Source organism: Paenibacillus agaridevorans (genome assembly GCF_018604145.1).
In the GTDB taxonomy this organism is placed as follows: Bacteria; Bacillota; Bacilli; order Paenibacillales; family Paenibacillaceae; genus Pristimantibacillus; species Pristimantibacillus agaridevorans.
This window is the reverse complement of sequence record NZ_CP075889.1, coordinates 5,263,204-5,281,082: the sequence shown is the minus strand read 5'-3', so window position 1 is coordinate 5,281,082 and position 17,879 is coordinate 5,263,204. Positions and strand designations below refer to the sequence as shown.

The window sequence follows — 17,879 nt, the reverse complement described above, 5'->3', positions numbered from 1 at the left end:
TAAGTAATCGCTTACAAGATATAGATTAGTAGATTCTTAGAGACATGACCATGAGGTATATAAGCATCGATGTGATCTAATTGAGTAGGTCCTGTGCAACCTTATGCTCTGCCGGTCGTCAATAAAGTAAGTATGTAAGGGGGGCTATTATGAAAAAAAACAATCTCCTCGTTCTTTTAACTGCGATTGCAGTCATTCTTATTGGCTTTGTTGGCTCGGACAACAAGGATGGCAAGAAGAATCAGGTTGGTATTGAGACTGATACCATTGGATCCGAGATTAATAAAGACATCCAGCAAATCACTTTGTCGAAATCTCTTGCCCACGGCTTGGTGAACGCTGATATCACAGACGACTTTTCGGATAAAGAAACAATTGAAACGATCACTCAGGCTATCTATACTGCAGCGCCGATACCTGGAATATTAAATACGGCAACTCCCGACTATGATATCGTCCTGATTTCAGCAAATTCAAAACTCGCTTTTCATCTATGGATCAGCGAAACAAGCGAGCAAGCCATGATTATGGCTGTAGAGGAAACGCATACAGGCTATACGCTAAGCGAGAAATCAACTGTCAAGCTGAAAGAGATCATTTTTCGCGGATATTAGATAAGGCGCGGTTTCTCAAATTATCAGTACGTAGTTTGAATACATCGTCATGCGGACTACGCTCCTCGGCCGATGTTTTTTTGTTTCGAATCAACAAGGAGCATTAACTAGTGTCACAAACGGCGTTGTCGGGTGTTATACAGACATAAAGGTTGAAAGGAGGAGGGAATGCGATGGAGCTTGAGGCGGAACGGGAACGAGAAGAGGCTTCCGACGAAGGGCTCATTCGCGCCGTACGGGAAGGGGAGACTGAACGATACGAGGCGCTCATTGGAAGGTATCAGCAGCGATTGTACATCTACTGCTATCATCTGCTGATGCAGCGGGAAGAAGCGGAGGATGCGGTGCAAGAGGTATTCATTAAAGGTTACGAGAAGCTGTCGCAGTTTGTGTACAACCAATCTTTTGCAGCGTGGCTATATAAGATCGCCTATCATCATTGCTTGAATGTGCTGCGTAAGCGGCGAAGAACGGCGCTGCTGTCGAAGTTGCTCAAACCGCTTGGCCATGAAGGTGCGGACGACGGGTATGCAGAGGCGAGACGGAAGGAAGTTGCGGCGCAAAGCGAGCTTGCGCTAGGGCGGCTAACGGTTGTCGAGCGGTCGCTTATCGTGCTTAGAGTAATAGAGGGGAAATCGTATGAAGAGATTGGACAATCGTTTCCCCAATCGCCTGCCGCGCTGCGCAAAAAAGTGGAGCGTGCCAAATTAAAGCTCAAGCGAATATGGATGGAATTGGAGGGGGATGCAGATGGAGAAGCAACAAAATATGCAATGGCAAGAGAGTCTGAGCGCATTGGAAGAGCGATTGCCCCGGATTGATGTGACCGATCGCGTGATGGAGGCGATTCGCAGCAAGAGCGGGAGCGGGCAAAGACTGGAGTCGGACCGGTATCCGATCAAACGAAAGAGCGGCAAAGCATTGTACGTTTCGTTTATCGCGGCGGCTGTTATTTTTGCATGCGGCTTTGGATATGCTGCGGTATCGTGGAAGCTGTTTGCCCCGGACGGGGCGGTTTCTTTGGAACTGATCAGCGTTTCACCGGATGAAGTGTCAATAGAGCCTATCGGTTCGGACTTGCGGGATATGTTGAATGAAGGAGAAGCGGCAATTTTTTATTTGAGGGATCAGAATCGATATATTGGGCTAGCGCATGAGCGGGAATATGGCGAATTGGAATTTGAGCAATTTGCAGCGGAAACCGGCACGCATAAGCCGCTGCGCGAGCTGGGGGATGGAATTATTTTCCATCAGGGAACGCTTATGCATGATTTGAACAAGTTGGCGCCCGACTTGAACTGGGGGGACCCGGACGGGGATGAAAGTGTCAGCTTGCGCAAGGTGCCGATTGGCAAAACCGTCGGGTATAGCGCGGAATATCGCGATGCCAGCGGGCATCAATTGACGTTGAGCGCTTGGTACAACATACCTGACCGGCAGATTTATTCAAGCGAATTGGATAACCTGGTTAAGGAAAAAGTGACGATTGGCGAAATAGAGGCATTCTATCTGAAGGAGAAAGACAGCGATATGCAAAGGATGGCTTGGGCGGAAGGCGAAGGAGAGCTTTACGTATATTATCAGTTGTTTGATTCGGCGGTGGATAAGCTCCCGCGAGAGCGGTTTGTCGAAGTCGCGGCTGCTATAGTGGGACAATAATTTAGAGTCATCGTCGCTTCAGTGGTGAGAATAGCGAGAATTCGGTAGCGACAGGTGACTAAGAGAAGGCTTAATCGACATTAATTAACTCGAAGTACATTGCCAAGGTGGCAATGTACTTCTTTTGAGTTATCTTTGCTAAGTCCTATTACATACTTCTTGTGTCAGGGTCTTGCTCATTCGCGAAAGACTGAAAATTTCCATGCTGCCGTTTTAACGCTACTTTCGGGTATCCATATAATACGATAAAGCTGTGGCTCTCCCCACACGTCCCGAAGCTTCTCGTCCTCGAGTTCAATCCGCTCGATCCGGCATTTTAGGAACGGACCCGCATATTGCACCCGTGCAACTTCCCGTCCTTCGGAAATTAGCCGAAGTTCATGGTTTGTTTCAGATACTGGTAAGCATTGGGTGATCCAATGCATGGCAATGTCAGCCGTTTCTTGAAGCAGGGCAACCTCCTCTGTAATCGTTACTTTCGCCGTATCTATACGGTGAAGCTCCACGCTTCGCCTCCAACTCTCCAATCCCGCCTCGGCCGGATAGGCTCCTGCCAGTTCAACTGTAAAGCTGGCCCTCTCTGGCGTCACTTTATAGTCACAAGAATGGGCAGCGTATTCCCGGCCAGCCTGCTGTTGGAATCCATTGATGGCAGGCAGGTTGTGATAGGAGGATTGCATACACCATATGTCATATCGCTGCTTGGAGAATGTCTGGGCTGTGTAGGTTCCTACTCCTGGATCTACTAACAGCGGGTTGCCGTCAAGGTAGACAATGAACTGCCCAACATCATTATGATTGTGATTTTCAGCGTTGTGCCCCCCTTTGGCAGATAGATAAAAGCCATTGGCCGCTCCTGATGTTTCTCTCGCCGTTATGATCTGCAAATCCGACATCCAACTATCTTGAAGGAACACCTTTTCCTGCCCAGGGGCGGTTAAATGCTCGTAACAGGCAAGCTCTTGCAGCTCGCGAAATAGGGATTCCGTCTGCAGCAGCATGCCCTGTTCGCGCCTTTGCCGATGGAGACGTCTTCCGAGCGCCGATAATTTTTGGTCCATAATCCGCTCCCCGTACCTGTAAAGACAAACCGGAGTACCCCACTGACGTGCTGCCCCGTCCGCATAGTTCACAAAATAATCATCAGCTATATATGCTTTCAGCATAAAACGCCCAATTTCACGAATTAACGGCTCATCGTATATATTTATTTGTCCGCCACTGGCCATATGGAGGATTTCAAGACAGTCAAACAGCGATCCCCCGGCACGGTACCAATACGAACTGCCCTCATCGCAGCCGCCGTCGGCCGGATAATTCGCGATATACAAATCCAGCGTGCGCATCCCTTTAACCACGGCCTCAATTCGTCTTGCCTCGTCTGACTCATGTAGCAGAATAATCCCCAGACAGTTAGACGTGCACCAAGGAGCCCAATTATTAATTCCAAAAGGGTTAACCTCCAGCATCCACCAGAAATCATTGCGTTTTAGATAAGGATCGATTATGCGCCTCTTTAACTCGTTCTGAATGCGCTCTACCAGCAAAGGGCTTACTCCTGCAAGTGCCGGCTCAAGCAAATAAAGGCCCCATGCGAGAAGGGCACCCGTTTCGCCGGCAAATAAATCAATGAGAGGCTCGGTGACATCCGCAAGCGGCTCTTGCTTTTTCCGCGCCATATATAAATGCGCGGGCAATATCCAAGTCGTCTCCTCGCAAATAGCCCAAAGACCATTGATAAGATCATCCAGAAATCTCCCTTTTCCTTCGATCCATTCCCCTAAGATCAAAGCTTGAAGCGCGCGACGACGGTTGAAATACGGTGTTTCATATCGCACTCTATTGCCGGTTCTGGAAAAATCCATAAAAAGTGCCGCATTCAGGGACGGCCATTCAAAATGTAAATATTGCTTGGCACGATGCACAATAAAGTGCTTTAATTCATCGGATAGCTCGCGCTGGGCAGACCATTCCGGACCAAACGGGTGAAGGGGCTGCAGCTGCAATAAATTGGATTTTAATTGTTTTGTATAGCGTCCGGTTAGCAACTTCAATCATTCCTTTTTTGATATTTGAGGTTGGAGGAGCTTTACGTAGGAAACGAGAACTCGGCGGCCTGTTGTTCCGCATGCTTCCGGTATTGTCCTGGCGTGATGCCCGTTGTTTTTTTGAACGTACGGATAAAATTTTGAACGGAAGTATACCGCAGCTTTTCGGCGATATCCTGAAGCTTGATCGTCGGGTTGTCGAGCATCTCCATCGCTTTCTTCATCCGGTATGCAATGACATAGTCTACAAAATTCGCCTCGACGATCTGTTTGAATATTCGGCTGAGCTGAACGGGATGAATATGGACGAGATCGGCACAGAGCTGTAAGGAGATATCTTGATCATAGCGGGCATGGATATACTTCAGCACTTCTTGCACAATGCGGATTCTTTCGGCTGTTTGGTCCTCCTGCTTGGGCACCAAGAGCGGGATGATCGCCGTCTTGAAATAATGATTCATATCCAATATCGTCGGTTGTTCGGCAAGCGAGAGAAGGAGCGATTCGATCATTTCCTGCGACACGGCCTTATTCTGCTGTTGTTTAGACGCCTTGATCAAGGATGCAAAAAGCCGGGTGAAGAAACCGGTGACAAACTCCCTTGTCATTTCGTATCCATCCTTCATCGTCTCGGTCAACAGATCGAATGTTTCTAAAGCTTCTTCGATTCGCCAGGCTTGCAACGCCGCGCATATTTTCACTTCTTGCTCATAAAGAACGTCCACCTGGAAAGCAAGCCGGGGTTCAAGCTCATTCATTAATATGGTTTCTTTATCTCCCAGCATGAAGCGGTAGCGCAATGCACGGACTGCTTCGATATAGGCATCGTGTACATCCGATATGCCAAAGCTTGAATGACTTGCAGCGATAAAAACCGGGAAAGGCAAGTGACGGCGAAAAACGCTCAACAGCTCGTTCCCATACGTCCGAAGCGATTCATTGCCGGGAGGATGCGCCATAGGAATCAGAACAGCGAATAAGCCCGGATGCATGGTTAGAATATGAGGGACAAGACTGCGTAACCGCAGAACCTCTTGAGCGATATTCTGCAAGCAATAGAAAAATAAATATTGGTCATTTCGCGAGTAGGTCTTATCGAGCATCAACTGATCTGTTTCGATGAGGAACAGAGCGTAGTGAGCTTCGTCTTGTCCGGCTGTCCAATTTGTCATGACTGCGGAATCCTGGGGATTACCGAGCAGCAGTTGGTGCAAACGGTAATGTTCCATATGCGTAAAGTAGGCGGCAGCTTCCTCCGACAGCTTTTGATTTTGTTCCATCACGCCGCTTACAAAACGATCGAGCCATTGAATTTCATCTCCGACGAAACCCTCCGTCTGCCCATCGGATAGCTTGCCGGTAAGTCGCTGTACAGGTTCGTAAATTTTACGGGATGCTTTCAATGCGATGAATACGGCGATTAGAATAAGAGTGAGACTAATAAGAGAAATCGTATACAAGGTTTGTTTGGGTTTCGAATTCAAAGCCTCCATAGGAATCGAAATGATATAGTTCCATTCATGAGTACCGGAGGGCATTGTATAAATCAAGCTATGCTCGCCCCCAAAATTTGCCGTATATTTTCCGATGGCGGAAAGATCGCCTGGAGAGTCGCCGGAGTTCGTGGGATGGTTTAACTCCTGAACGATATCGTCGTTCAGACGGGTTCCGACGACATCCGGGTTAGAGTGCATAAGGATGTAGCCGTCTCTATTGGCAATGAACATGGACGATGACGGGTATTCGGGAGGCAGCGTCAACAGCCGGCTTAACTTGCTCGCATCGAAGTAAATGATAATGGCTCCGCCCAGCGAGTTGCCCGTGCTTTGCATGAAAGGGTATATCACCGTAATGACCGGCTTCGTAAATCGTTCGTTGACTTGCAGTCCCATACGCGTATCTATCCATCGGCTGCCGATGGGATGGTTACGGGATTCGTCCAGCACCTTGGGGTCGTTGAACTGCTCTTCCGTTAAGATGTTTCCGTCGGAGGTCATAACTTTTTTGTAATTAGGAGAGTAGAAATCGACTTCCAGCGCGTGGTCCATACCGCCTTTTACGACGTTGAGCATTTCCCCCAATTGCAGAACCGTTTTCCAATTGGCCGCGACAAGATCCTCACTCGTGAAACGATTAAGCGTAGCGAGATTATGGGAATTGTAATTGTGATAGGTGAATTGAAACAGCAGATCGTTCAGACGTCTAAAAACCGCCTCCATTTCTTGTTCGTTCTGACGCAAAAAGTACATATTGGATTGATAGGCTTGATCAAGAATGATGGATGACGTAAATTTTGCGGTGAACAGTCCGATAACGGCTACGGGAATGCTGGATAGAAGCAGCAGGCTGACCAGCAGCTTTTTTTTCATTTGATGGCCGAAGCGTATCCAGGTCCTTAAGCCTTGAAGCTTCTTCATCAAGGGAGTCAACTCCTATACGGATAATTTCAATATGCTTGGACCCCATTATAGCATCAAGCGTACCCGTCATTGGAAGTATCATTATTTTCTCATGTATCATTTTTTAGTGGCAGTGCGGCGCAGAGGCAAAAGATATTCAGTAAAAAGTGATTATTGATTGTTACGGAGAATTCCGCAATGATGGGGTCATGTCATCGATGACACATTTTTAAAAAAACAGGAGGGAACCGATTGGAAGTAACGACAAACGCCGGGGATCAAATACGTACAGAAGCTCATAGGCGCCGGCAAAGCGGCTTTCGTCGTTTACGGAAAGAAAAGTATTTGTGGTTATTGGTTTTACCGGGGCTGATCTACTTCGCCGTATTTAAGTATTTGCCGATGTTCGGCATTGTGATCGCCTTTAAGAAGTACAACCCCTTTACGGGCATTTGGAAGAGCCCCTGGGCCGGCTTCGAATATTTTCAACGCATGATGGACAGTCCCGATGTTTTACGCGTTTTATGGAACACGCTTGTGCTCAGTTTTTATCAGATCGCCTTTGTGTTTTTCGTACCGATCGTTTTGGCGTTGATGATTAATGAGATAGCCTATCCTTGGTTGAAACGGCTGATCCAGACGGTCATTTATTTGCCGCATTTTTTGTCCTGGGTCGTCGTGGCAGGCGTTTTTTACCTTCTGTTCAACAGCGGCGGAAGTGTGACAAGCATTCTCGCGGGCCTTGGCTATGACAATGCGAATGTGCTGACGGATCCGGCGATGTTCCGGCCGCTTATCATTTTGCAATCGATCTGGAAAGAAGCGGGCTGGGGAACCATCCTTTATTTGGCCGCTCTCCTGGGCGTCGACCCGGAGCTGTACGAAGCGGCCAAAATCGACGGCGCCGGACGGTTCCGCCAAATGTGGAATATTTCGCTTCCGGGTATTAGAAGCACAGTTTGCATTCTGCTTATTCTCCGGATGGGGAGCGTGCTGGATGTCGGCTTCGAGCAAATCTTTCTTATGCTGAACCCGCAAGTATCCCAAGTCGGTGAAGTAATCGATACTTATGTATACTTTCTGGGGATACGCCAAGGAAACTTCAGCTTCGCGGCAGCCGTCGGCTTGACGAAAGGGATTGTCGGATTGTTCATGATCGCATCGGCGAATTGGTTGACTAGGAGATTGGGAGAAAAAGGGTTGTTTTAAAAGATAAGAAATTCAACTTGAAAGTAATTGGAGGAGGTCATTCTATGAAAGTTACGAAACCCGCATTCACGATGTTGAGCATCCTGACGACAGCAAGCCTGCTTGCCGCCTGTGCATCATCCCCGGCAGATCCATCGCCGACGCCAGCTTCAACCGCAAGTCCGAAAGCGGACGACATGAATAAGAAATATGCGGTGAAAGCGATGACGATTTTGTACGGGAATCCGCCGGCAGCTTCCGGCTACGGGATTCAGGCCATCAACGACCGGTATAACATCGATTTTCAATTCAACTCGGTTCCATCCGGCGATTACAACAATAAGCTTGCAACCGCATTCGCATCCGGCAATATTCCTGATATCACTTTAATAGAAGATAGTACTCAAACGTTCTACAACTATGCGGAGGCAGGAGCTTTTTTACCGCTGGAGGACTATATCAAGGATTATCCCAACTTATCCAAAATTCCGCAGGATGTACTAGATCTGATGACGTATAAAGGCCATCTATATGGTATTCCACGGATCCGTGCGGCCTCCAACTGGGTACTATCGATCCGGAAAGACTGGTTGGATAAGCTTAATCTTCCGATGCCGACCACCTACGAGGAATTGACGAACGTCATGAAAGCATTCACGGAAAACGATCCGGACGGCAACGGCCAAAAGGATACTTACGGCATGGCGATGTCCTACGCCTCTGGATTTATAAGCAGCGTTGCGGCGTTCACACCGACCAAGGTGATGCCGTTCCAGTCGTGGGTGGAGGACGGGAAAGGCGGAATTTTGCCTGGCTGGGCTGCTCCGAACGGGAGGGAGCTTGTTAAGCTTGTGACCGATTGGTACCGAGAGGGGTATATCAGCAAAGATTTCGTACTGATGAAATCTAGCCAATCGGAAGAAGATTTCTTGCTCGGCAAGGCCGGCATTCACGGCGATTTCGCTTTCAATGCGTACTCTCCGGAGCGGTTGAACAAGGCAAGAGCCGCCAACCCCGACTTTCAATGGGACGTCGTTCCACCGCTGACTGCGTTGGACGGGACGGAAGGCTCGTATTCCCTTGGCAGTGGGTTCTATGGCTTTAATGTTCTATCGGCGAAAGCCGGCAGCGACGAGGGGAAAGTCCGCCGCCTATTGCAAATACTCGACGATCAAATGAATGCATCCGGCATCGTGCCGTTCGGCGACGGGGAAGAAGGCGTTCATTTTACGAACAATGCCGACGGTACCAAGTCGTACACGAGCTTGGGCAATTCGGAACGTCCCGGCTTATATTTGATGACGAATCCGATTCCGGAAGGCGATTTCCTCATTAACCCAAGCCTGCCCGATGAGATCAAACAAATTCAGAAAAAAGCCATTGACACCGCGCTATCCGGGACGCCGTATAAGGACGCGAGTCTCGGAGTGATATCTAAAACGAAGATCGATAAGGGCGAGGAGTTATCCAAATTTTTGCTGGACGGGGTCGTTAATATAATCGTCAATGGAGAACCAATCGACAATTACGATCTATTGATTGAGGAATGGAAGACCCGGGGCGCGGATCAAATGATTCAAGAGATGAACGAAAGCTACAAGGCCAAGAACGCAAAGTAGGGATTCGTTCGGCGCGCTGCGAGGGACGTGTTTCGAACCTCGCCGTCTCGCAGCGTATTAATCGAAAGGAGGGGCGGCTTTGTTTTCCACGAAATGGTCTTATCGTATTTTTGACGGCACTAATATACTCCTGTTGCTCGGATTCTCCGTGTTGACATTCATTCCGTTTCTCCATGTGTTCGCCATGTCGTTCTTGTCGCTCGACAACGCGAAGGAGTTTCAACGGTTTCTGCTATGGCCGACACAATGGGATTTCACTTCCTATCAGTATATTTACGATACCCGTATTTTTTTTAGCAGCTTAAAAAATACCGTATGGATTACCGTTGTCGGTACGCTTATCAATATCGCCGTCACTTCTTCCATGGCTTATTCATGCTCGCGTCGTTCGTTCAGCGGCAAGAGATGGATCATGCTGATGGTCTTGTTCACCATGCTCTTCAACGGCGGCTTGATCCCGACCTATCTTGTGGTCAACGGGTTGGGTCTTATCGATTCGCTATGGGCGATCGTGATTCCGAGCGCCGTGTCGGCATTCAATATGATCGTGCTCAAGGAGTTTTTCGAGGGCATTCACGAAAGCATTCTGGAATCGGCCAAAATTGATGGCTGCAATGATCTCGGCATTTTCTTCCGAATCGTGCTGCCGTTATCCCTGCCGGCGCTGGCCACATTCACGTTGTTTTATGCGGTAGCCAACTGGAATCAATATTTCGCTTCCATTATATATACTAACAGCTCGGATTTATGGCCCTTACAGGTCCTGTTAAGACAGGTCGTGATGGTCGGCCAAAGCGATATTTTCGGGGCAATCGACTTGAGCGCGCCGCCGCCTCCGCCGCTGTCCATCCAAATGGCGACGGTTATGTATACTTCACTGCCAATTCTACTCTTGTATCCTTTCCTGCAAAAGTACTTCGTCAAAGGAATGACGCTCGGAGCCGTTAAGGGATGAGCGGAGGTTAAATCCAATTTGGGAGGTTGCCAGGATGAAAGAAAACAAGCGATTGATGGGCCGCCGGGAGGTGCTGTCTTATCTTGGGATGGCCGGAGCGGCCGTTATGCTGGGCGGTACGGCGGCTTACGGTGCGGAAAGTATGACGGAAGAGGAAGGGGATAACGAATTACGGAAGCTGCAGCATTCGCTTGCATCCGGTACCGGCGCAAGCGGTATCGGTTACGGCGCTGAAACGGTGCAAGAGACTCTCGACAGAATTCAAAAAAGAACCATCATCGACGCTAGAGAATTCGGGTTATCTATCGGCTCCATCAATGACACCGCGACGCTCATTAACGCGATACAAGAATGCTATAACAACGGGCTGACGCTTGGCGTAAGCGGTGTTCTTGATTTTGGCGACGCCGAATTGGTTATCGATACCCCATGCGATATTTGGGGGAGCGGCTGGTTCAAGGATCTTAGGTTTATCATCGGAGGAGCCACGAATGGCGATCTGTGGGCACGGATAGACGGCATAGGGGTGATCTCTTCCGCTGCAGGCGGAGATCACGGTTTTGTGGTACGAAAAGGCAGGTTCCTTGACTTTTTGAATATTCGGGCAAGGCTGGTCGATACGGTGATCAGGGGGGAGTCCTACACGAATACGGGCAGACATACCGTGGGACTTATCACGATCGATAATCTTAACGCGCTTGATGTCGGATCTATGGTGAAGCTGATCAAACAAGGCGGGGACTTATATGCGTTTAATGACATTAAGATACAGAACAGCAGAGGCTGGTTTTTACGCGATTACGGGACGTATATCGAACAAATAGACGGTCTGGTGTATGCCGATAATTACACCCACTTCGGGCGTAATATGCCAACTTCCAAAAATCATTTGCGGGTCCAAGATGCCGAATGGCTGAACATCGGAGGAACGAACACGATGTTCGAAGGGGGGGAAGAGGCCGTATACATCAGCGAGGTTGGCCAATTGGCGATCGGCGGTTCCACTCTAATCGGTTTGACCGGGCAAAATAGGCCGGCAAGCGCTTTGAAGATTGCGAACAGCAGCAAGTTCCTTTCGGCTAGCATTGCAGACGGCGCGATTAAATTCGAAAAGCCTTCTCTGCACGGTATCGAAATTTCATCCCCTTCCGGCATGATTCATATGGGAACGACCCAAGGCGCGATAGATGCAAGAATTGGTTCAAACGCAAGTCCGTCTTACTTCGGTACTACCGATCTGTCAACGATCGAGCATTACGGCGTATCCATTTCGGGCGGCGTTGCGGCGTACGGAGAATGCCAATCCGACGGGTTATTCATTAACGGGGGCGGCGTTTCGAGCAAATTGAAGGATCGCAACGAATCCACGGCCCTTCGAACCAATATGAAAAAGCTTGGAAACCGGGCGGCGGTAGCTTCTGTAACCGTGACCGCTACAGTGCCTGAAAATACGGGAACAACCTTAATCGGCCCCACCGATATGTCGACAATATCCGGCCATACCCCGACCGGAGCCGAAATTTTCGTCCAAGCCTATAATGCGGACGGCTCCAAGGTCGCCGTCTATCATTTGCTCTATCGCCGAGCCTCGGCAACAGTAGCGGAGGTCAAAACCGTTTCGTTCAGCGAGGAGGCGTCAATCATCGATGGCACGCCCGCTTTTTCCTGGGGAACGTCCAGCTCGGGTTCCTTGCAGATATTTCCGAAATCGAAAACGGGCGGCGGCGGGACGGTTACGGGAAGCTTCACTTTCATCATCTCTTCGATCGGCGGCGTGACTTTCGGTACGAGATAATCGGAGAGTCTCGCGGGGGAATTACTAATTGGAGGGATGGGTATGCCTAACATTGGTACGGCGGGTATTATCTTGATTATCTTAGTGGCGCTGCTGTTGTTTGGTCCCAGTAAGCTCCCTGAGCTCGGAAGAGCCTTCGGACGCACGCTTCGTGAATTCAAGAGCGGGACGAAAGAGCTGTTGACCGGGACGGAGAAGGAAACACAAAGAGGTGCTGACGACGAAAATATCGACTAATGAAGACAACTTCGGGGCTTTGGTCTACCTTAAAAAAAGTGCTGTAACTTTGATTCATACAAGTTAACTCACCTCGCTCATTGTTGACTACACGTTTCTTGCTTCACGCGAGCACACCTCAACGAATATTTTGAGCGCGCGGCTCCAATCACTCGTTGAAGCAGGTCTGCTCGTCAAGATAGAAGAAGGTACAAGCCAAGGGGCACTCTTATGAATGCCCTTGTTTTATTTCAAAAACTTGTCGTTACAAACAGCCGGGAGAACAGAAGCGGCATGGGCGCGGAATGAATGGGTGAGCGTGTCTCGCTGCACGGGATCAAAACCTCGACCACCCGAATACCGGCCGCAACATCCTGCGCATCCAATAAGCGATTATCGTCCCCGGGTTCCATGCACCGCGATTCTGCAGGAACTCCAAATATTGATCGTTGATGATATAAGTCCAAGTGGAAGCAGGGGTCTTTAGCCCGAACTTTTCCCACATCGCCGGATCATTGGAACCTCCCAGCTTTATTAGCATATCCGCAGATTCTTTATTGATGTTAGCCGGAATTTCCGCGAATGCCTGGATGATCTGCTCATGGAATTCGTCGATTGGATTGCGGTTAGCAAGGCTCGTCAAGTGGATGCTTTCGCGAATGTAAGAAACGTATGCCAGATGCTCGGCCCAGAACTTGTCTATAAAATAAAGCCGCACCCGCTGCTCCGAAGCGCTCATCGGCGCCTTGCCATTCAAAATATCGAGCCGCTCCGCGTATAACATACGTCTTTGATCCTCCACCATATCCGAATAACTGTTTAGCTCCTGGCGGATATGGAAGTTTTGGCCCATGATCACGCGCTGAATATGCGAAATTTTGCTGGGGAGCACGGATTCGCTTAGAGCTTCATCCTGTCTGAGACCGCGCAATTCTTTATCCATGCCGAACTTAAGCAATATCTCGTCTTCCAAGCTTACGAAAAAAACGGAAGCCCCCGGGTCGCCTTGGCGGCCGGATCGCCCGCGCAGCTGGTTGTCGATCCGCACGCTTTGGTGCATATGCGTACCGATCACGTACAACCCGCCTAGCTTGGCGACGACTTCCCCTTGCGCGGGGTTGCCTCCCCCTAGCCGAATGTCGACGCCGCGTCCCGCCATGTTGGTGGACACCGTCACGGCGCCGAGTTCTCCCGCCTTGGCGATGAGCTCGGCTTCTTTTGCGTCGTTTTTCGCATTCAGAACATGGCAAGGTACGTTGGCCGCCGCTAGCGCCTCCACCAGCATCTCAGACTCCTCGACGCTAAACGTTCCAATGAGAATCGGCCGCCCCGTTGCATGGACGGACGAGATTTCTTGTACAAGCGCCTTAAGTTTGGCCTCCTTATGGGAATAAATCCGGTGCGGATAATCGATCCGAATGTTGGGACGATTCGGAGGGATCGGCACGACCTCCAGCGCATAAATATCTCCGAATTCCATTGCGGAAACATGCGCGGTAGCCGTCATTCCGCAAATCTTCGGATACAGGCTAAGGAAGTGTTGAAGGGTGATCGTGCCGAGAATGTTCCCGCCGGCTTTCGACCGCAGCCCTTCTTTGGCCGAAAGCGCGGCTTGCAGCCCGTCCGGCAAATGCCTGTTCTCCGCCACGCGACCGGTATATTCGTCGATCAGCTCGATTTTACCGTCCCGAACGATGTAATCGACGTCTCTCTGCAATAACAGTTCCGCATGCAGCGCGCAATTTAACGCCATTAACGAATAGCTATTATGGCTTTCGTACAAATTGCCGCATCCTAGCAGCGACTCCGCTTTTGCCGCACCCGCCTCGCTTAAATAAACGTTTCGCTTGTACTCGTCGAAATCGTAATGATCCTCTTGCCGGAGCTGCCTGGCGACTGCCGCGAAACGGGAACCATCGTCGCCGGAAGAACTCGGCTCACCGGCGATGACCAGCGGCACCCGCGCTTCGTCGAGAAGAAGGGAGTCCGCTTCATCGACGATGACGTAGTGGAACGGACGATGCACGGTATCGACTTCATCCAGAGCGATCGTGTCGCGCAAATAATCAAACCCCGCCTCTTTGGCCGTCACATACGTAATATCCGCGGCGTACGCCATCCGTTTCTCCGATAAACGCATGCCCGTTTGAACCGCGCTCGCCGTTAACCCCAGTAATCGATAGATCGGCCCCATCCAATCCGCATCCCGTTTCGCCAAATAATCGTTAAAGGTCAGTACATGAACGCCTTCGCCGGATAGCGCGTGCAGATAGGCAGGCAAAACGGCAGAGAGCGTTTTGCCTTCGCCGGTATGCTGCTCGATCACATATCCCTCGTGCAGAGCGATGGCAGCCATGAGCTGGACATCGAAGGGCTGTAATCCGAGCGCTCTCTTCGCGGCCTCGCAGACTAGCGCATAGGCATCGACAAGCAGCTCGTCCAAAGGCGTACCCGATCTTGCTTCTTTTTGCAGCCGAAGGGATTCCGCTTGAAGCTGCCCATCGTCCCACGCTTCCAAGTTCCGTTTTCGAATGAGCTCCGCTCTGTCCCGGTAGCCTTTAAGCCTATGCTTGTTATCGCGCTCTTTGAATTCTCGTACCCACTTGACGGCTAGATTCATCGGAATTTGAGCTCCCCTCGGTAGAAATAGGTTAATTTCTGAACAGGAATCAGACGCGGCTATACTTCCACATGGTTAGACTATAGACGAGGAACTGGCCCAATCCCAGCAACCCGAAAGTGATGAGTGTATAAACAGCATTGGAAGGGAGCAATATAACCGTTCCCACGGCTACGGGCAAGCAAGAGCTGTAGTAAATATAGACGTTTCGGCAAGCTTTGAACGTGATCCATTGCTGCCCCTCATCCACGCCCCGAATTTCAAACGGAACTGTGGCCAAGACATTAATGCGGTCTTTCGGATTTTTGCGATTATAAACTCTTACAAGCGTCACCCACAGCACGCCTAGAGGGACAGCGAAGATGGCGCAATAAATTCTTCCCGTCGTAGTCGAAAGTTCCCCTGTTAGCATTAACTTCAGTAGATAAAACAAACCCAGCGTGCTAAGAAACAATAGGGTTGATAGTAACGGCGAACGCATAACCTGTGCGAACATTCTAGCTCTCCTCCTTTAAATAAAAAACTTTCTCCACGGGCAGTTGAAAAGCTGCGGCGATTTTAAGCGCGAGCGTAATCGAAGGGGAGTAATCGCCTTTCTCGATTAACCCAATGGTCTGGCGAGTGGCTCCGATGGCATCCGCCAGGTCTTGCTGCGACCATCTAAAGCGCGCCCTTAGTTCACGTACGTTGTTAACAAGCATCTAAGAGATCCTTTCCGGTTGCTGATTTGAAATGATTGTAAATGAAGTTTAACAAAATGTAAACAATGTATTGCATTTTATCGTGGTTCGACTTTGAAGGTTCGCCTGTATGCGGGGAGTAGCATGAAACTTTTCCCTCTAGATATGAGATACAAATAGATTGAAGTTGGTTATAATCAGTGTTACTCTTACAACGGTAAACTCGAAACTATAATTTGCAATACATCTAATAATAGTCTCTATTTCAGTTATAAGAGAGGAAACACGATGATAAAAGTTGATAACTTATCCTTCTCATTTCCGCAAAAGGAACTATACAAAAACATTTCCTTTACGCTTGAAGAGGGGCAGCATTGCGCTTTTATTGGAACAAGCGGCAACGGGAAAAGCACATTGATAGACATACTGATGGATCCGGAAAGATACCTGTTCGAGGGTAAGCTGGAAATAGACTCGACTTGCAGGATTGGGCATGTAAGTCAATTCCCGCAATTCGACAAAACGAAAGAAACAACCGTTTATGAATATATAGGGGAAGAATATTTTAAGATACAAAACGAAATAACCGCAATCTGTACGGAGATGGAAACATCATCGGATCTTGAGGCGTTATTAGAAAAATATCAATTCGCTTTAGATGCATTAGATTCCATCGGTGGGGAAGATTTTGAAAGCAATATTAGTAAGAAGCTTAATCTGGCAAACCTCATGAAGCTTAAAGATATTAAGGTTTCCGACCTGAGCGGCGGGGAATTCAAGCTGATTCAAGTGATGAAGGAAATGCTTAGCCGTCCAGACTTAATGATTATGGACGAGCCGGATGTATTTCTAGACTTTGAAAACCTTAATGGACTTAAGAATCTTATTAATTCCCACAAAGGCATGTTGCTGGTGGTTACGCACAACCGCTATCTATTGAATCATTGCTTCAACAAAATCATACACCTTGAAAACACGGAGATCCAAGAGTTCGAAGGGCGATATATAGATTATAACTTCTCCTTGCTTCAGACTAAGGTTGAGCTGCAGGAGCTCAAAATCGCCGAAGATGAAGAATTGGAGAGAAACGAGAACATCATCGTTAATCTTAGAGTAATCGCAACTTATAATTCAGAGGCTTCTAGAGGCAAAGCATTAAAAGCCAGAGTCAAGTTCCAAGAAAGATTGGAAGCGCGAAGAATTAAAGCACCATTTGTTGATATTAAGCAACCCAATATTAGTTTTGACATGGATACTGTAATAGAAGATACCACTGTCGTACATGTCGATCATTATAGAGCTGTCTTTGATGAGTTGCTTTTAGACAATGTGAGCTTTGAGATCAAATCTGCGGACAAAGTAGCCATTATTGGTTCGAACGGTACCGGGAAAACGACTTTACTCCGAGATATCTTTAAAAATAATCATGAGTCTATTAAAATCAATGACGACGCTAAAGTGGCTTACTTATCGCAAAATCAAGGCGAAGTGCTAAAGGAATCTAATACCATACTAGAAGAATTCATCGATGCCGGGTTTAAAACGTATGATGAAGTTAGAACGTTTATTGCAAGCTATGGCTTTGAAGGGGAAATCGTTAATCAAAGGATAACTTCTTTATCCGGTGGAGAAAAAAATATGCTTCAATTGGCCAAAGCTGCTGCCAGCAAAGCAAACGTATTGCTTCTTGATGAACCGACCAGCCATTTGGACATCTATTCACAGATCGCGCTGGATAAAGCTATTGCAGACTATAAAGGCGCGATTCTGATGATTTCTCATGATTTCTATTCTGTGGTTAATGGTATGGATTATGTGTTAATCATTGAAGATAAGACGATCAGAAAGATGAGCATTCGAAAATTTAGACAGATGATTTATGCCAGCCATTTTGACAAGGACTATCTAGAAAAGGAACAAAATAAAAGATCGGTTGAAATGAAAATTGAACTGGCTTTAAAAAATAATGAGTTTGAACTCGCAAAAGTATGGGTTGATGAGCTGGAGGAGCTAATCAAGCTGCTTTAAATTGATATATCAAATTAATCGTTACGACGCCGACAAAACACATCCAGGCCTATGCATA

At 48.4% G+C, this 17,879-nt stretch carries 14 protein-coding genes; 9 read left to right on the top strand and 5 right to left on the bottom strand.

The genetic code is table 11. The annotated features are described in order from the left end of the window. Positions 1–149: 149 nt before the first annotated feature. The 3 genes from KJW29_RS21480 to KJW29_RS21470 all read left to right on the top strand — a co-directional run bounded on the left by KJW29_RS21480 (position 150) and on the right by KJW29_RS21470 (position 2,273). Positions 150–614 carry a YhfM domain-containing protein gene (locus KJW29_RS21480; protein WP_214626121.1) on the top strand — a complete coding sequence of 155 codons (465 nt, stop codon included), beginning with the start codon at positions 150–152 and terminating at the stop codon, positions 612–614. A gap of 173 nt (positions 615–787) precedes the next feature. Then, the gene (locus KJW29_RS21475; protein WP_214626120.1) at positions 788–1,435 is read left to right on the top strand and encodes an RNA polymerase sigma factor; all 648 of its coding nucleotides are present in this window, start codon (positions 788–790) and stop codon (positions 1,433–1,435) included. Continuing rightward, complete coding sequence (locus KJW29_RS21470; RefSeq protein ID WP_214626119.1) at positions 1,365–2,273, top strand: hypothetical protein; 909 nt, start codon at positions 1,365–1,367, stop codon at positions 2,271–2,273. Before KJW29_RS21475 ends, KJW29_RS21470 begins: the two co-directional genes overlap by 71 nt. Positions 2,274–2,449: 176 nt before the next feature. Here KJW29_RS21470 and KJW29_RS21465 read toward each other — a convergent pair whose 3' ends face one another. Further along, complete coding sequence (locus KJW29_RS21465) at positions 2,450–4,321, bottom strand: heparinase II/III domain-containing protein (protein ID WP_214626118.1); 1,872 nt, start codon at positions 4,319–4,321, stop codon at positions 2,450–2,452. 41 nt (positions 4,322–4,362) lie between these two features. Continuing rightward, positions 4,363–6,738 (bottom strand): helix-turn-helix domain-containing protein, encoded by a 2,376-nt coding sequence (locus KJW29_RS21460; RefSeq protein WP_214626117.1) that lies wholly within the window; start codon positions 6,736–6,738, stop codon positions 4,363–4,365. A 234-nt stretch (positions 6,739–6,972) separates the two neighbouring features. Between KJW29_RS21460 and KJW29_RS21455 the strand changes: the two genes are divergently transcribed. The 5 genes from KJW29_RS21455 to tatA all read left to right on the top strand — a co-directional run bounded on the left by KJW29_RS21455 (position 6,973) and on the right by tatA (position 12,514). Beyond that, the gene (locus tag KJW29_RS21455; RefSeq protein ID WP_246608318.1) at positions 6,973–7,929 is read left to right on the top strand and encodes an ABC transporter permease; all 957 of its coding nucleotides are present in this window, start codon (positions 6,973–6,975) and stop codon (positions 7,927–7,929) included. Between the two features lie 44 nt (positions 7,930–7,973). After that, entirely contained in the window at positions 7,974–9,527 is a 1,554-nt protein-coding gene (locus KJW29_RS21450) for an extracellular solute-binding protein (RefSeq protein ID WP_214626116.1), read from the top strand. A 79-nt stretch (positions 9,528–9,606) separates the two neighbouring features. After that, entirely contained in the window at positions 9,607–10,482 is an 876-nt protein-coding gene (locus tag KJW29_RS21445) for a carbohydrate ABC transporter permease (protein ID WP_246608317.1), read from the top strand. Positions 10,483–10,516: 34 nt separating this feature from the next. Continuing rightward, complete coding sequence (locus KJW29_RS21440) at positions 10,517–12,277, top strand: hypothetical protein (protein WP_214626115.1); 1,761 nt, start codon at positions 10,517–10,519, stop codon at positions 12,275–12,277. Between the two features lie 42 nt (positions 12,278–12,319). Then, a complete protein-coding gene (tatA, locus tag KJW29_RS21435; RefSeq protein WP_214626114.1) occupies positions 12,320–12,514 on the top strand; it encodes a twin-arginine translocase TatA/TatE family subunit in 195 nt (64 codons plus the stop codon). Positions 12,515–12,830: 316 nt separating this feature from the next. Here the strand turns inward: tatA and secA2 are convergent, their stop codons facing one another. Genes secA2 through KJW29_RS21420 form a run of 3 tightly spaced genes read right to left on the bottom strand, consistent with a single transcriptional unit; the run spans position 12,831 to position 15,814 of the window. Then, positions 12,831–15,113, bottom strand: a complete 2,283-nt coding sequence (gene secA2, locus KJW29_RS21430) for an accessory Sec system translocase SecA2 (protein ID WP_214626113.1) — start codon at positions 15,111–15,113, stop codon at positions 12,831–12,833. A gap of 49 nt (positions 15,114–15,162) precedes the next feature. Continuing rightward, complete coding sequence (locus KJW29_RS21425; RefSeq protein WP_214626112.1) at positions 15,163–15,609, bottom strand: hypothetical protein; 447 nt, start codon at positions 15,607–15,609, stop codon at positions 15,163–15,165. 1 nt (position 15,610) lies between these two features. Then, positions 15,611–15,814 (bottom strand): helix-turn-helix transcriptional regulator, encoded by a 204-nt coding sequence (locus KJW29_RS21420; RefSeq protein WP_214626111.1) that lies wholly within the window; start codon positions 15,812–15,814, stop codon positions 15,611–15,613. A gap of 267 nt (positions 15,815–16,081) precedes the next feature. Between KJW29_RS21420 and KJW29_RS21415 the strand changes: the two genes are divergently transcribed. Continuing rightward, positions 16,082–17,821 carry an ABC-F family ATP-binding cassette domain-containing protein gene (locus KJW29_RS21415; protein WP_214626110.1) on the top strand — a complete coding sequence of 580 codons (1,740 nt, stop codon included), beginning with the start codon at positions 16,082–16,084 and terminating at the stop codon, positions 17,819–17,821. The last annotated feature ends 58 nt before the right edge of the window (positions 17,822–17,879 follow it).

Excerpts from the sequence above, each read along its gene's own strand:
- KJW29_RS21480 (WP_214626121.1), top strand. The coding sequence starts at position 150 with ATGAAAAAAAACAATCTCCTCGTTCTTTTAACTGCGATTGCAGTCATT.
- KJW29_RS21475 (WP_214626120.1), top strand. The coding sequence starts at position 788 with ATGGAGCTTGAGGCGGAACGGGAACGAGAAGAGGCTTCCGACGAAGGG.
- KJW29_RS21470 (WP_214626119.1), top strand. The coding sequence starts at position 1,365 with ATGGAGAAGCAACAAAATATGCAATGGCAAGAGAGTCTGAGCGCATTG.
- KJW29_RS21460 (WP_214626117.1), bottom strand. The coding sequence starts at position 6,738 with ATGAAGAAGCTTCAAGGCTTAAGGACCTGGATACGCTTCGGCCATCAA.
- KJW29_RS21450 (WP_214626116.1), top strand. The coding sequence starts at position 7,974 with ATGAAAGTTACGAAACCCGCATTCACGATGTTGAGCATCCTGACGACA.
- KJW29_RS21440 (WP_214626115.1), top strand. The coding sequence starts at position 10,517 with ATGAAAGAAAACAAGCGATTGATGGGCCGCCGGGAGGTGCTGTCTTAT.
- tatA (WP_214626114.1), top strand. The coding sequence starts at position 12,320 with ATGCCTAACATTGGTACGGCGGGTATTATCTTGATTATCTTAGTGGCG.
- secA2 (WP_214626113.1), bottom strand. The coding sequence starts at position 15,113 with ATGAATCTAGCCGTCAAGTGGGTACGAGAATTCAAAGAGCGCGATAAC.
- KJW29_RS21425 (WP_214626112.1), bottom strand. The coding sequence starts at position 15,609 with ATGTTCGCACAGGTTATGCGTTCGCCGTTACTATCAACCCTATTGTTT.
- KJW29_RS21420 (WP_214626111.1), bottom strand. The coding sequence starts at position 15,814 with ATGCTTGTTAACAACGTACGTGAACTAAGGGCGCGCTTTAGATGGTCG.
- KJW29_RS21415 (WP_214626110.1), top strand. The coding sequence starts at position 16,082 with ATGATAAAAGTTGATAACTTATCCTTCTCATTTCCGCAAAAGGAACTA.